Origin of the sequence: Phenylobacterium sp. NIBR 498073, assembly GCF_027286305.1 — a bacterium.
GTDB lineage: Bacteria > Pseudomonadota > Alphaproteobacteria > Caulobacterales > Caulobacteraceae > Phenylobacterium.
Genome location: NZ_CP114599.1, coordinates 3439086 through 3451849, shown reverse-complemented (window position 1 = coordinate 3451849; position 12764 = coordinate 3439086). Strand labels below are relative to the sequence as shown.

General features: G+C 69.1%; 12 protein-coding genes. 5 read left to right on the top strand and 7 right to left on the bottom strand.

Features of this window, described 5'->3' with window-relative positions:
* Positions 1-9 precede the first annotated feature (9 nt).
* Together O4N75_RS17275 and O4N75_RS17270 are read left to right on the top strand one after the other, a co-directional pair.
* Positions 10-1158, top strand: coding sequence for an acyl-CoA dehydrogenase family protein (locus O4N75_RS17275; RefSeq protein WP_269626686.1), 1149 nt, complete (start codon positions 10-12; stop codon positions 1156-1158).
* Between the two features lie 2 nt (positions 1159-1160).
* Positions 1161-1442, top strand: a complete 282-nt coding sequence (locus O4N75_RS17270; RefSeq protein WP_269626685.1) for a DUF3253 domain-containing protein — start codon at positions 1161-1163, stop codon at positions 1440-1442.
* Here the strand turns inward: O4N75_RS17270 and O4N75_RS17265 are convergent.
* Positions 1439-2521: a phosphatase PAP2 family protein gene (locus O4N75_RS17265; protein ID WP_269626684.1), complete on the bottom strand. Its 1083-nt coding sequence runs from the start codon at positions 2519-2521 to the stop codon at positions 1439-1441. The two genes, O4N75_RS17270 and O4N75_RS17265, sit on opposite strands and share 4 nt — an antisense overlap.
* 100 nt (positions 2522-2621) lie before the next feature.
* On the opposite strand from O4N75_RS17265, the gene O4N75_RS17260 reads away from it, so the two are divergent.
* The 3 genes from O4N75_RS17260 (at position 2622) to O4N75_RS17250 (ending at position 5378) form a co-directional block, all read left to right on the top strand.
* A complete protein-coding gene (locus O4N75_RS17260) occupies positions 2622-3206 on the top strand; it encodes a uracil-DNA glycosylase family protein (protein ID WP_269626683.1) in 585 nt (194 codons plus the stop codon).
* Complete coding sequence (locus O4N75_RS17255; RefSeq protein ID WP_269626682.1) at positions 3203-4240, top strand: alpha/beta hydrolase; 1038 nt, start codon at positions 3203-3205, stop codon at positions 4238-4240. Before O4N75_RS17260 ends, O4N75_RS17255 begins: the two co-directional genes overlap by 4 nt.
* A 61-nt stretch (positions 4241-4301) precedes the next feature.
* Positions 4302-5378 (top strand): Glu/Leu/Phe/Val dehydrogenase, encoded by a 1077-nt coding sequence (locus tag O4N75_RS17250; RefSeq protein WP_269626681.1) that lies wholly within the window; start codon positions 4302-4304, stop codon positions 5376-5378.
* Here the strand turns inward: O4N75_RS17250 and O4N75_RS17245 are convergent.
* The 6 genes from O4N75_RS17245 to O4N75_RS17220 all read right to left on the bottom strand — a co-directional run bounded on the left by O4N75_RS17245 (position 5375) and on the right by O4N75_RS17220 (position 12748).
* On the bottom strand, positions 5375-5839 hold the full coding sequence (locus O4N75_RS17245) for a carboxymuconolactone decarboxylase family protein (RefSeq protein ID WP_269626680.1): 465 nt from the start codon (positions 5837-5839) through the stop codon (positions 5375-5377). The genes O4N75_RS17250 and O4N75_RS17245 overlap by 4 nt on opposite strands.
* A 78-nt stretch (positions 5840-5917) precedes the next feature.
* Positions 5918-6133 (bottom strand): hypothetical protein, encoded by a 216-nt coding sequence (locus O4N75_RS17240; protein WP_269626679.1) that lies wholly within the window; start codon positions 6131-6133, stop codon positions 5918-5920.
* 21 nt (positions 6134-6154) lie between these two features.
* A complete protein-coding gene (locus O4N75_RS17235; protein ID WP_269626678.1) occupies positions 6155-7462 on the bottom strand; it encodes an MFS transporter in 1308 nt (435 codons plus the stop codon).
* A 228-nt stretch (positions 7463-7690) separates the two neighbouring features.
* Positions 7691-9955 (bottom strand): TonB-dependent receptor, encoded by a 2265-nt coding sequence (locus tag O4N75_RS17230; protein WP_269626677.1) that lies wholly within the window; start codon positions 9953-9955, stop codon positions 7691-7693.
* Positions 9956-10025: 70 nt separating this feature from the next.
* Positions 10026-12281 carry a molybdopterin cofactor-binding domain-containing protein gene (locus tag O4N75_RS17225; protein WP_269626676.1) on the bottom strand — a complete coding sequence of 752 codons (2256 nt, stop codon included), beginning with the start codon at positions 12279-12281 and terminating at the stop codon, positions 10026-10028.
* Entirely contained in the window at positions 12278-12748 is a 471-nt protein-coding gene (locus tag O4N75_RS17220) for a (2Fe-2S)-binding protein (protein WP_269626675.1), read from the bottom strand. Before O4N75_RS17220 ends, O4N75_RS17225 begins: the two co-directional genes overlap by 4 nt.
* Between the last annotated feature and the right edge of the window lie 16 nt (positions 12749-12764).

Genomic DNA, 12764 nt, shown 5'->3' with positions numbered 1-12764 from the left:
AGACTTCCCATGGCCCTCGACCTCGAAACCCGTGAACAGCTGATCGACACGGTCCGCCGGTTCGTCACCGAACGGCTGCGGCCGCTGGAGGCCAAGGTCTCCGAGGACGACGCGATTCCGGCCGAAGTGGTCGAGGAGATGAAGGGGCTGGGCCTGTTCGGCCTGTCGATCCCGGAAGAGTTCGGCGGCCTGGACCTCTCTATGGAGGACGAGTGCCTGGTCGGCGTCGAGCTGGGCCGCACCAGCCCGGCCTTCCGCTCGGCGTTCGGCACCAATGTCGGCATCGGCAGCCAGGGGCTGGTGATGTTCGGCTCCGACGCCCAGAAGGCCAAGTACCTGCCGGGGATCGCCTCGGGCGAGATCATCACCTCGTTCGCCCTGACCGAGCCGGAAGCCGGCTCCGACAGCGCCAACGTCCAGACCACCGCGATCCGCGACGGCGACTTCTACGTCCTGAACGGCACCAAGCGATTCATCACCAACGCTAACAAGGCCGACCTTTTTACGGTCATGGCCCGCAGCGATCCCAGCAAGGCGGGCGGCGGCGGGGTCAGCGCCTTCCTGGTCGAGCGCAGCCTGCCGGGCCTGTCGGTCGGCAAGCCCGAAAAGAAGATGGGCCAGCAGGGCGCGCACATCTGCGACGTGATCTTCGACAACGTCCGGGTGCCGGTCGAGAACCGCCTGGGCAATGAGGGCGAGGGCTTCAAGGTCGCCATGCAGGTGCTGGACCGCGGCCGCCTGCACATCTCGGCGATCTGCATCGGCGTGGCCGAGCGGCTGCTCGCCGACTGCGTGGCCTACGCGACCGAGCGCAAGCAGTTCGGCCAGGCGATCTCAAACTTCCAGCTGGTCCAGGGGATGATCGCCGACTCCAAGACCGAGGCGCTGGTCGCCAAGGCGATGACCATGGAGACCGCCCGCAAGCGCGACGCCGGCCAGAGCGTGACCATGGAGGCGGCCGCGGCCAAGTACTTCGCCTCGGAGATGGTCGGCCGCGTCGCCGACCGCGCGGTGCAGATCTTCGGCGGCGCCGGCTATGTCGCCGACCACGGCATCGAGCGCTTCTATCGCGACGTGCGGATCTTCCGGATCTACGAGGGCACCAGCCAGATCCAGCAGGTGGTCATCGCCCGCGAAACCATCAAGCGGGGCGGCTGATCATGAGCGTCGACATGGAAGCGGTGATCTTCGACGTGCTGGGCAAGCTGGCGCCTGGCAAGTCCGCCTCCTCGGAGGAGGTGGCGCGCGCCGCCGACAACGAGAACTGGCGGCGGCTGACCGGGCATGTGCGCAATACTGCGCGGGGCCTGGCCCGCCAGGGCAAGATCGTCATCACCCGCCACGGCAAGCCGGCCGACCCCGAGAAGTTCAAGGGCGTCTACCGCCTGCGCCTGCCGCTGGAGGGCGAAAGCCTGGCGTCGTCGCCGCGGGGCGAGGACTAGGTCTTCGGCCGCTCGCGCGCGTCGAGCGGCTTGAGCGCGAACCAGATGCCGACAGTCAGGATGATCGAGGCGTAGCCGTCGACGGCGTAGTGCCATCCCAGGTGCACCGAGGCGGCCAGGATCAGCACCAGGAACGCCAAGGCGATGGCGAACGCCCGGCGGCCGATCAGCGAGCCCAGGATCGCGAACAGCGTGGCCATCGCCACGTGCAGGCTCGGGAAGGCGGAGATGCCGGTGCCGACCTCGGCCCGGCCGCTGCTGTGCAGGAACCAGAGCCAGCGCTGGAGGTCATAGCTGGAGTTGGCCGCGCCGGTGCTGAAGGCGTGATACTCGATCAGCGGCTTGAACCGTTCGAACGACCCGGTCACCTGGCCGAAATAGACGGGTCCGGCGCTCATGAAGGCGCCCGCGATGAGGTTGCCCAGCAGCACCCAGGTCAGCAGGTAGGTCATCAGGAAGCGCCCGCGCCTCCCTTCCAGCCGAGGCGTCAGCGCCGCCCAGAGCGGTGCGCCGGCGGTGAGGGCCAGCCAAACCGGCAGGTAGCAGAACTGCACGAACCTGGTGACGGCGTGATGGCCCATCAGCGGAAGCAGCCACCGCCAGGGATCGACGCCCCCGTGCAGCCAGGCGTCGAAGTCGGCGAGCCGCTGGTCCCAGGCGAACCCGCTGTACAGGGTCAGCATGGTCTTGGCCGTGGTGAACGAGCTCAGGAACAGCACCAGCGCCAGGATGATCGCGATCGGGGCGACAATGTCCGGGGACAGTCGGGCCCGGAGCCGGCCGATCAGCTCACCTAGCGGAGCGCTCGGTGCGGCCCTGATCGCGCCGCTGACGTCGACGGCGACGACATAGAACAGGACGCAGTTCACCAGGATCTTCAGGCGCATCAGCAGCTGTAGAAGGAGGCTCGCAGGCTCCTGACTGCCCGTGCTCCACGCGAGCGCCGTGGCGCCGATCGCATAGACGGCGACAAGGGCGAAGATCAGACGATGCTCTCGCAGAGCGCGGGACGCGGCGGTAAGCCAGGGGGATTCGACCCGGATGTCCCCGCGCGACTGTTGATCGGCATACTCGCTCATCGGGCCTCCGAATGTCGCCGCAACCTATGGGAAATATTCATAAGGCTTGGTTACGCGGCGGTTGTGGCGTCCTCCATCGCCGGCGCCCTATATCGGGCCGATGAGCCTTTCGGCCGTTCTTGACGACATCGCCGCCTGCCGGGCATGCGCCGGCGAGCTGCCGCATGCGCCGCGGCCGGTGGTGTTCGTGCGGCCGCAGACCCGGCTGCTGATCGCCGGCCAAGCGCCGGGCCGGCGCGTACACGAGAGCGGCCTGCCGTTCACCGACGCGTCGGGCGATCGCCTGCGCCAGTGGATGGGGATCGACGCGGCGACCTTTTACGGCCGGCCCGAGATCGGCGTCGCGGCGATGGCGTTCTGCTTTCCGGGGACCAATCCGAAGGGCGGCGATTATCCGCCGCCGCGGCGCTGCGCACAGCTCTGGCGGCCGCAGCTGCTGGCGGAGTTGCCGAAGGTGGAGCTGACCTTGCTGGTCGGGAGCTACGCCCAGACCTGGGCGTTGGGCCCGCGGGCCAGGGGCGCCATGACCGAGACCGTGCGCGCCTGGCGCGACTACGCCCCCAACTACCTGCCGATGCCGCATCCATCCTGGCGCAACACCGGATGGCTGAAGCGGAATCCCTGGTTCGAAGCCGAGGTGGCGCCCTATCTTCGCCAAAGGGTTCTGGAGATCTTGGGTTCGTGAAACGCCTCGCCGCCGTTCTCGCCGCCGTGATGCTGAGCGCCTGCACCCCCTTGCAGGTGCAGCAGGCGGGCGCGCCGCCGTCGGGTTTCCAGGGGCCGCACCTGGAGCGGGACACATTCGTCTCTTTCGACGGCGCCCGGCTGGGACTGACGCGCTGGGAGGCGCAAGGCGAGCCGCAGGCGGTGGTGGTGGCCCTGCACGGGATGAACGACTACGCCAACGCCTTCCACATGGCCGCGCCGTACTGGGCGCAGAACGGGGTGACGACCTACGCCTTCGACCAGCGCGGGTTCGGGCGCTCGCCCCAGCGCGGGGTATGGGGCGGCGACGAACTGATGATCGAGGACCTGCGGACCATGGTCGCGGTGGCGCGCATGCGCCATCCGGGCGTGCCGCTGATCGTCGCAGGCGAAAGCATGGGCGGGGCGGTGGCGATCGAGGCCTTCGCCTCGGACCGGCCGCCGGCCGCCGACCGGCTGATCCTGATGGCGCCGGCGGTCTGGGGCTGGTCGAACCAGCCGCTGCCGTACAAGACCATGCTGTGGTTGGCCTCGCGCCTCACCGCCGCCAAGGTCTATGAACCGCCCCGCTGGCTGGCCAGCCGCGTGAAGCCGACCGACAATCACGAGGAACTGGTGGCCATGGGCCGCGACCCACTGATGGTCTGGGGCGCGCGCTCCGACACGCTCTACGGCCTGGTGGCGATGATGGAGCGCGCCTGGGCGGCGACCGGCGAGATCAAGGTGCCGACGCTCTACATCTACGGGGCCAATGACGAGATCATTCCTGAAAAGCCGTCGTTCCAGGCCGCGGGGCGGCTGAAGCCGACCGATCGCTCGGCCTACTATGCGCGGGGCTGGCACCTGATGACCCGCGACCACCAGGGGCCGGTGGTGTGGGCCGACCTGCTGTCGTTCATCAAGACGCCGCAGGCGCCGCTGCCGTCGGGGGCGCCGACCATCCCGGGATCGCCCACCCAGGCCAATGCGCCGGTCAACGCCGAAGCGGCGGGGCGAGTCAGAGCGGGCTTGTGAAGCGTCGGGGAGGGGCGTAATCCGGCGGCAATCTCTTCCGCTTTGAGGCGTTGATTGCAGCATGACTTTGTTCGATTCTCCGGCGTTCGAGGCTCACGAAGGCGTGCATTCGTTCTTCGATGAAAAAACCGGCCTGAAGGCCATCGTCGCGGTTCATTCGACTGCGCGCGGGCCGGCGGCGGGGGGCTGCCGGATGTGGCCCTACGCCAGCGCCGAGGCGGCGCTGGACGACGCGCTGCGGCTGTCGCGGGCCATGTCCTACAAGAACGCCATGGCCGACCTGGACCTGGGCGGCGGCAAGTCGGTGATCATCGGCGACAGCCGGACCATGAAGACCCCGGCGCTGTTCGAGGCGTTCGGCCGCGCGGTCGAGGCGCTGAACGGCGCTTACTGGACGGCCGAGGACGTCGGCGTCTCGCCGGTCGATCTCGGCTATGCGCGCAAGGAGACGCGCTACGTCGCGGGCCTGGAGGGCCATCCGGCCGCCTCCGGCGATCCGAGCCCGGTGACCGCCGAAGGCGTGTTCCGCGGCGTGCGCCTGGCGGTCCGACGCGGCCTGAACCGCGAGCTCGACGGCGTGACCGTCGCGATCCAGGGCGTCGGCCATGTCGGGGCCTACCTGGCGCAGAAGCTGCACGCGGCAGGCGCCAAGCTGATCATCACCGACGTCAACGAGGAGGCGCTGTCGCAGGTGGCGGCGGCGACCGGAGCGACCATCGTCGCGCCGGCCGCGATCTTCGAGGCGCAGGCCGACGTCTTCGCGCCGTGCGCCCTGGGCGGGGCGGTCAACGAGGCCACCCTGCCGCGGCTGAAGGCCAAGATCATCGCCGGCGGCGCCAACAACCAGCTGGCCAGCCCCGAGATCGGCCGCGAAGTGTTCGCCCGCGGGATCCTCTATGCGCCCGACTACGTGATCAACGGCGGCGGCATCATCAACGTCGCCGGCGAGATCCGGGCCCTGGAGCGCGGCGAGGCCTTCGACCAGGCCTGGGTGCAGGCCAAGCTCGACCGCCTGACCCTGACGCTCGAGGAGGTGCTCGACCGCGCCGCATCCGAGGGGCGGCCGAGCTACGACGTCGCCAACGAGATGGCCAAGGCGCGCATCGCCCAGGCCGCAGCCGGCAAGCTGGCGGCTTAGGCCGCCTTTTCGGCGACCCACTTGCGCGGGTGCTGGCTGCGGAAGCCGACGGCCAGCCGGTTCCAGACGTTGATCGCGCCGATCAGTATGGTCAGCTTGACGGCCTCGGCCTCGTCGAAGTGCTCGCGCATGGTCGCGTAGTCGGCGTCCGGCGCGCGGGTCTGGGCGACCAGGGTCAGGGAGTCGGTCCAGGTCAGGGCCGCTTTCTCGCGCGGGGTGAACAGCGAGCTCTCCCACCAGGCGGCGAGCAGGTACAGCCGCTCCTCGCTCTCGCCGTGGGCGCGGGCGTCGCGGGTGTGCATGTGGATGCAGAAGGCGCAGCCGTTGATCTGCGAGGCGCGGGTCTTCACCAGCTCGATCAGGCTGTGTTCGAGGCCCGAAGAGACGACGGCGGTCTCGAGCGCGGTCATGGCCGCGATCATTTCCGGCGCGGCGGCGTAGGGGTTCAGGCGAGCAGACATGGGGAGGTCCTGTGCTGGGGGGTCAGCGACAGGACGCGCGGGCGCCGCGCCGTGTGACACGGCGCGGCCGATATTTCGCTAGAGCAGGCGCGGCAGGACGAAGATCGCCAGCAGCGCGACGACGACCAGGACCAGGATCAGGCCGGCGTGCCGGCGCCCGCCGAGCATCGAGCCGCCCGACTTCGCCTGGCGCGCGGCCTTTTCGCGGGCGGCCTTGGCCGCCGCCTCGCGAGCCTGGACGGCCTTTCGATGCTGGGCGAGGTCGACGACCTCAGGATCCTTCTCGGGCTTCATGACATTCGATCTAGCACGCCTTCAGAGCGAGGCCATCCGTGCGGTGCGCGGTTCCTTCACGACGGTAAGCAGGATCAGCAAACCGAGCACCAGGAAGCCGATCGAGGCGCCGAACACGACGTTGAAGCCGTAGTGGTCGGCGATGAAGCCGCCGGCCAGCGGCCCGAGCGAGGCCATGATGCCTTCGGCCGTGGAGGAGATGGCGATGCGCATCGGCATCTCGGCCCGCGAGCCGAACTCCAGGATCATCGTCTGGGCGGCCATCATGTACCCCGACTGCGCCGCGCCGAGGCCGAAGAAGGCCAGGAACACCGCCCAGGGCGCGTGGTTGAGCATCAGCAGGGTGGTGGCCATGGCCCAGGCGAACAGCGAGACCGTCAGCACCAGCTTGAAGCCGGTCTTGTCGCCCAGATAGCCCCAGACCAGGTTCGACAGGGTGTCGGCGCCGAGGAAGGCCAGGCTGAGCAGGCCCAGCGTCATGCCGTCCAGCTTCATCGTGGACGAGACGAAGATGATGTAGAACGGCGTGGCGATCCGGCTGGCGGTGGCGACCATCTGCACGACCAGGAACCAGGCGTAGCCCTTGTCCGACATGATCAGCGCCGGGAAGTCCTTCACCCGGTCGCGGAACCTCGCCTGGGCCGGCAGGTTGGGGGGCTCGGGCTCCCTGAGCAGCAGCTGCAGGGCCCAGAGGCCCAGGCTGGTCAGGAAGGCGGCCAGCGCGAAGGTGGTGGCGTAGCCGTTGCCGAAGACGTTGCCCTCGATCAGGTATTTGCCGGCCGCCCAGGCGAGGGCGGCGGCGATCAGCCCGCCGGTGGCGTTGCGCCAGGCCTGCAGGCGGCCGCGGCGGCTGAGCGGAATGACCTTGGCCATCAGCAGGCCGAACACCACCCGCTGGGTGCCCATGAACAGCCCGAACAGGAACATCAGGATCATCATGGTGACGACCAGCGACTGATCCTTGAGGAACCAGCCGGCCAGCGCCATGCCGACGATCTGAACGCGGGCCAGTCCGCCCATCCAGACGGCGGCCGGCATCACCTTGCTGCGGTGTTCGATCTGGGTGGCGCCGAAGATCGGCGAAATCACGCTGCCGACCTGCTGCAGCGCCAGGCCCAGGCCGACGATGGTGTTCGACCCGGAGATCATGTGCAGGTAGGCGGGGAGGAAGGTCGGCGCGTTGATGAGCCGGAAGCCGGTCATGCCGAGCATGCCGTGCAGATAGTTGCCGATGTAATTGCGCTTCAGATTGTCCCAGACGAACTTCTCGTAGGCGGCTTCCTTTTCCGCCAGGCTGAGTTCGACAGGGGCGTCTTCAGACGCGGCCAACGCCGCGTCCTGCCTTGAAATATGTGCTTCCAATCGCGTCCCGCCCGCGCGCGGATCGCTAAATGGGTCGCGCGGGCGACTCCCTAATCTTTACGGCTAAATTTTATGCCGACCGTCGTACCAGAGTCCGATACCGCGGGGGAAGGGGCGCGCGCGGCCCGGAGCGCGATCGGCTTCGATAGAATCTGATCGCGCTCTGAGCTTTTCGGATTTGGAGAAGACTCTCCGTCACCAACGGGTTTCGAGGACGGCGCCGAAGACGCGCGGCGCGCCGTACATGGCGCGGTTGAGGGTCGGCTGGCGGAACTGGACGTACTCCTCGTCCAGCAGGTTGGTCGCGTAGGCGGCCAGGGTCCAGCGTTCGGCCTGGTAGCCGATCTTGCCGCCGAGCAGGGTGCGGGCGTCGAGCTTGTTGGCGCCTTGGGTCGGGCCGGAGACGCCGTAGGACTCGCTGCGGTAGCCGGCGTCCAGGTTGACGAACACGCCGTTGTCCCAGCGATAGGCGCCGCCGAGGTTCCAGGTCCATTCCGGCGCGAAGGCGAACTCGCTGCCCGAGAGATCGATGGTGCTGGTCCCGGCGCGGATGGTGAAGTCGTCGAACTCGGTGCGGCTGTAGCCGACCGACCCGTAGAGGTCCAAGGCGGCGGTCGGACGCCAGGCGGCTTCGAGCTCGGCCCCGTAGAGGTGCGAGGCGCCGGCGTTTTCGGTCTGGTAGTCGTAGGGGGTGGCGCTGAGGTTCACGACCACCTGCTGGTCGCTCCAGTCGACATAGTAGGCGTTGGCGTTGACGCTCAGGGCGCCGTCCAGCCAGCTGGTGCGGGCCGCCAGCTCGTAGTTCCAGGTGTATTCCGGGTCGTAGGGGACGACCGCCGAGCGGATGACGTTGATATTGGCGCCGCCCGAGCGATAGCCGCGCTGGGCCACGAAGCTCAGCGAGGCGTCCTCGGTGATGTCGTACTTCAGGCCAAGCTTGGGCAGGAAGGCCTCGAAGCTGCGCGAGGTCTCCGGCTGGTTGGCGGTGGCCTGGGCGACATAGAGGCCGACGACCTGGTTGAGGCCGGCGATCACCGGGGCCAAGGCGCCGAAGGCGGCCGGGTTCGGATAGGTCCCGGCGAAGCGCGTGGTCTGGGCCACCGCCAGGGTGTTTTCCTCGCGGTCGTAGCGGAAGCCGGCCAGCAGCGAGAGCTGCTGGGTCAGCTGGTAACGGCCGTCGGCGAACAGGGCGACCGTCTGGATCTCTTCCGGCGCGCGGCCGGCGAAGTCGACCGAGACCGAGGGCAGGGCCGCGACATAGGCGTTGGCAGCGGCGTTGGCGGTGGCGGCCGGCAGGTTGAACGGCGGGCTCATCAGCACGCCCAGCAGGGTGGCGCGCGGCGTGGCCAGGGCGTTGCGGGTGGCGACGGCGAAGTCGCGGTCGCGGTCGGCGAAGTAGAGGCCGGCGAGGCCGGACAGGCGCTCGCCTTCATACTGCAGGCGTAGTTCCTGCGAGAGCGAACGGTCGAGGTCGTCTTCGCGGCCGTAGGCGATCGAGGCCGGGCCGCCGTCCATGTCGAACAGGCTGGCGCTGCGCACCTTGCTCCAGGCGGTGACCGAGGTCAGCTTGAGCTGGTCGGAGATCGCGTAGTCGGCGTTGAGCGTCAGGATGTCGCTCGTGCTGCGGGTCTGGCCCGGATAGTCGCTGGTGGCGATGCGGTTCTCGGCCGGGTTCGGGACGTCCGAGCGCGAGTAGCTGTAGATGTAGCCGCCCTTGTGCCGGTTGTGCAGCACGCTGGCGCGCACGGTCAGGTCGGGCAGGGCCGAGGGGGTGAACAGCAGCTTGCCGCGGACGGTGGTCGACAGCAGCGGGTCTTCCTGGGTCTTGCGGGTCGAGTTGTAGGTGAAGCCTTCGGCGTCGCGGTCCTCGAACGACAGGCGGAAGGCCAGCTGATCGGCGACGATCGGGCCGCCGGCCGCGAAGGCGAGGATGCGGGATTCGTCGTCGGCCAGGTCGGCGCGGGCCACGCCGCTCCAGGTCCAGGTCGGATCGTTGCTGCGCAGGACGATGGCGCCGGCAAGCGTGTTGCGGCCCTGCAGGGTCGATTGCGGGCCGCGCAGGATCTCGGCCTGGGCGATGTCCCACATGTTCAGCGGGCCGGCGGCCAGCGCCCGGTCGGGCAGGGCCGCGCCGTCGAGATAGACCGTGGCCAGACCACCGCTGCCGCCGCCCGAGACGCCGTTGTTGGCGACGCCGCGGATGGTGAAGCCGAAGCCCTGATAGGTCTCGGCGACGTTGGCGGCGTGGTTCACCAGGTCGCTGAGGTCCTGGATGTTGCGCGCGTCGAGCCCACGCTCGGTGAACAGGGCGACACTGGCGACGGTGTCCTGCAGGCTGCGGTCGGCCTTCTCGCCGGTGACGATCAGCTCATCGACCTGCGGCGCGTCGGCGGCGAGCGCGGCGCTGGAGGACAGGAGCGCGGCGGCGGCCGCGCCGCCGACGAGGAGAAGGCGATGCATCGAAGGGCTTTCCGGTATCTGCTACGCGCCACGAGGGGAGAAGCGCGACCCGGAGATACGGCCCTGCGGGTTAAGACTTGGTCTTCAAGGCGTTAAGGACGGCTTCAGGCCTGATCGGCAGGTGGCGCACCCGCGCGCCGCAGGCGTTGAAGATGGCGTTGCCGATCGCCGGGCCGACCACGGTGGTGGCCGGTTCGCCCAACCCGACTGGAACCTCGGCGCTGTCGATGAACTCGATGTCGAGATCGGGCGTGTCGGCCATCCGCAGCGGCGTGTAGCCGTCGAGGTTGGTGTCGCGCGGCGCGCCGTTCTCGAACTCGGTGCCTTCGAAAAGCGCCAGGCTCATTCCCCAGAGCGCCGCGCCCTCCATCTGGGCCAGCGCCCCTTCGGGTGAGACGATGGTGCCGGCGTCGGCGACCAGGGTCAGCTTCTCGACCTTCACCGCGCCGCTGGCGGGGTCGACCTTGACCCGCGCCGCGCAGGCGACCCAGGTCGGCATGTCGCGTTCCTGGCCGAAGGTGGTGGCGATGCCCAGGCCCGTCCCCTTGGGCAGGGACTGGCCCCAGCCGGCCTTGGCGGCCAGACGCGACAGCACGGCGGCCTGGCGCTTGGCGCCGCCGACCGAGTTGGGCGCGGACCCGGCGTTGCGGCCCGCGCCGTCCAGCATGGCCAGGCGGAAGGCCAGCGGGTCCTTGCCCACCGACTGGGCCGCCTCGTCCATGAAGCACTCGACCGCCCAATTGGTCCAACCGGGACCGACCGAGCGCAGCCAGCCGGGGCGGAAGGCGCGGTTGGCCAGGTCGTTGGGCACGGCGCGGACGCGCTGGGCGCCGACGCTGTACCAGTGGTTGGCGCCGCTGATCGCGAACGGGTCATAGGCGACGTCGTTCGTCCCCTTGGGCATGAAGAACGGGGCCATGATCTGGGTCGGCCAGCCGGCGCAGGCGGCGTGGTCCATGGCGGTCACGCGGCCGCCCTCGCCGAACGCCATCTTCACGACCTGGACCGAGGGCGAGCGGAAGGAATCGAAGCGGCTGTCGTCGGCCCGCGTGCAGACCATCTTCACCGGCCGGCCCAGCGCCTTGGCGGCGAGCGCGGCGGGCACCGCATAGTCGCCGTTGAGCCGGCGACCGAAGCCGCCGCCGAGCAGGTAGGTCTTCAAGACGATCTTGTCCTCGGCCACGCCGAGCGCCTTGGACAACCACGGCAGCACCAGCGACTGCCACTGGTTGCCGGTGTGGATCTCGTAGGAGCCGTCCTTGTTGACCAGGGCCAGGGCGTTCACCGGCTCGAGCTGGAAGTGCAGGGCGCTGGCGGTGGTGTAGGTGCGCTCCAGCTTGGTCTTTGCGGCGGCGAAGGCGGCGTCGACGCCGGGATCCTCGACCACCAGGGCGCCGGCCTTGGGATCAGCGATCAGGGCGCTGGCGCGCTTCTGGATGTCGGCCTCGGAGGTCTTGGCGGTGTCGCCCGAGCTCCATTCCACCTTGACCAGCTCGCAGGCGGCGTCGGCGGCGACGAAGCTCTCGGCGATGACCATCGCCCAGCCGGGGACGGTGTTCGACGGATCGTCGAGGGTGATGGTGCGGATATAGCCCGGCACCGCCTTGGCGGCGCTGTCGTCGACCGAGACGACCTTGGATTCATTGCGGGTCGGCGGGATCTTCGGCCGGGCGTAGACCATGCCGTCGATCCTGGCGTCGATGCCGAACTTGCCCGAGCCGTCGACCTTCTCGCCGATGTCGAGCTGGGCCGAGGGCTTGCCGACCAGCCGGCGGTCGGCGGCCTTCTTGATCGGCATCTTGCCGAGTTCGTCGGCGGTGAAGGTCCGCTTCAGGTTCCCACGGGCGACGATGTCGCCGTAGCCGATCGACTTGCCGCCGCCGCTGACGATGCTGCTCGCCGCCGTGCAGGCTTTCGGATCGACTCCGAGCAGCTTGGCGCCTTCTTCGATCAGCACCTGGCGGCCGGCGGCCCCGGCCTGGCTCATCAAGGGATAGCTCTGCCAGACCGACCAGCTGCCGCCGGTGACCATCAGGCCCCACTTGGCGGCGGAATCGACGTGGTTGATGCGGACTTTGGACCAGTCGGCCTCCAGCTCGTCGGCGACGATGCGGGCGATGGCTGTGCCGACATGCTGGCCCATCTCGGCGCGGATGACGTTGACGGTGACGGTCCCGTCGCGGCCGATCGAATACCAGATGGTCGGCTCGAAATCGCCGGCCGCGGCGGCGGCCTCGTCGGGTCCGACCGCGAAGGTCATGGCTGCGCCGGTGGCGGCGATGGCGGCCAGGAAGCCGCGGCGGGAGAGCGGGGCGATCGCGTTCATGCCTTGGCGCCCTGCATCTTGGAGCTGGCCAGCTTGATGGCCTTGCGGATCCGCACATAGGACATGCAGCGGCAGAGGTTGCCGTTCATGGCGTCGTCGATCTGGGCGTCGGTGGGGTTGGGCGTCGACTTCAGCAGCGCCGCGGCCGACATGATCTGGCCCGACTGGCAGTAGCCGCATTGCGGGGCCTGCGCCTCGATCCAGGCGGTCTGCAGCGGATGACGGCCGTTGGGATCGAGCCCCTCGATGGTGGTGATCGCATGGCCGGCGATCGAGCTGAGCGGGGTGACGCACGCGCGCACCGGCTCGCCGTCGAGATGCACCGTACAGGCGCCGCAGCCGCCGATTCCGCAGCCGAACTTCGTGCCGGTGAGGCCGAGCTCGTCGCGTATCGCCCAGAGCAGCGGGGAGTCGTCCGGGCCTTTGACCGTGACCTCGCGGCCATTGAGTTTGAACGTCGTCGCCATGCAGCCCAAAGCCTCC

Bases quoted from the DNA above. Each gene is read 5' to 3' on its own strand.
- O4N75_RS17275 (WP_269626686.1), top strand. From the start codon at position 10: ATGGCCCTCGACCTCGAAACCCGTGAACAGCTGATCGACACGGTCCGC.
- O4N75_RS17270 (WP_269626685.1), top strand. From the start codon at position 1,161: ATGAGCGTCGACATGGAAGCGGTGATCTTCGACGTGCTGGGCAAGCTG.
- O4N75_RS17265 (WP_269626684.1), bottom strand. From the start codon at position 2,521: ATGAGCGAGTATGCCGATCAACAGTCGCGCGGGGACATCCGGGTCGAA.
- O4N75_RS17260 (WP_269626683.1), top strand. From the start codon at position 2,622: ATGAGCCTTTCGGCCGTTCTTGACGACATCGCCGCCTGCCGGGCATGC.
- O4N75_RS17250 (WP_269626681.1), top strand. From the start codon at position 4,302: ATGACTTTGTTCGATTCTCCGGCGTTCGAGGCTCACGAAGGCGTGCAT.
- O4N75_RS17245 (WP_269626680.1), bottom strand. From the start codon at position 5,839: ATGTCTGCTCGCCTGAACCCCTACGCCGCCGCGCCGGAAATGATCGCG.
- O4N75_RS17240 (WP_269626679.1), bottom strand. From the start codon at position 6,133: ATGAAGCCCGAGAAGGATCCTGAGGTCGTCGACCTCGCCCAGCATCGA.
- O4N75_RS17230 (WP_269626677.1), bottom strand. From the start codon at position 9,955: ATGCATCGCCTTCTCCTCGTCGGCGGCGCGGCCGCCGCCGCGCTCCTG.
- O4N75_RS17225 (WP_269626676.1), bottom strand. From the start codon at position 12,281: ATGAACGCGATCGCCCCGCTCTCCCGCCGCGGCTTCCTGGCCGCCATC.
- O4N75_RS17220 (WP_269626675.1), bottom strand. From the start codon at position 12,748: ATGGCGACGACGTTCAAACTCAATGGCCGCGAGGTCACGGTCAAAGGC.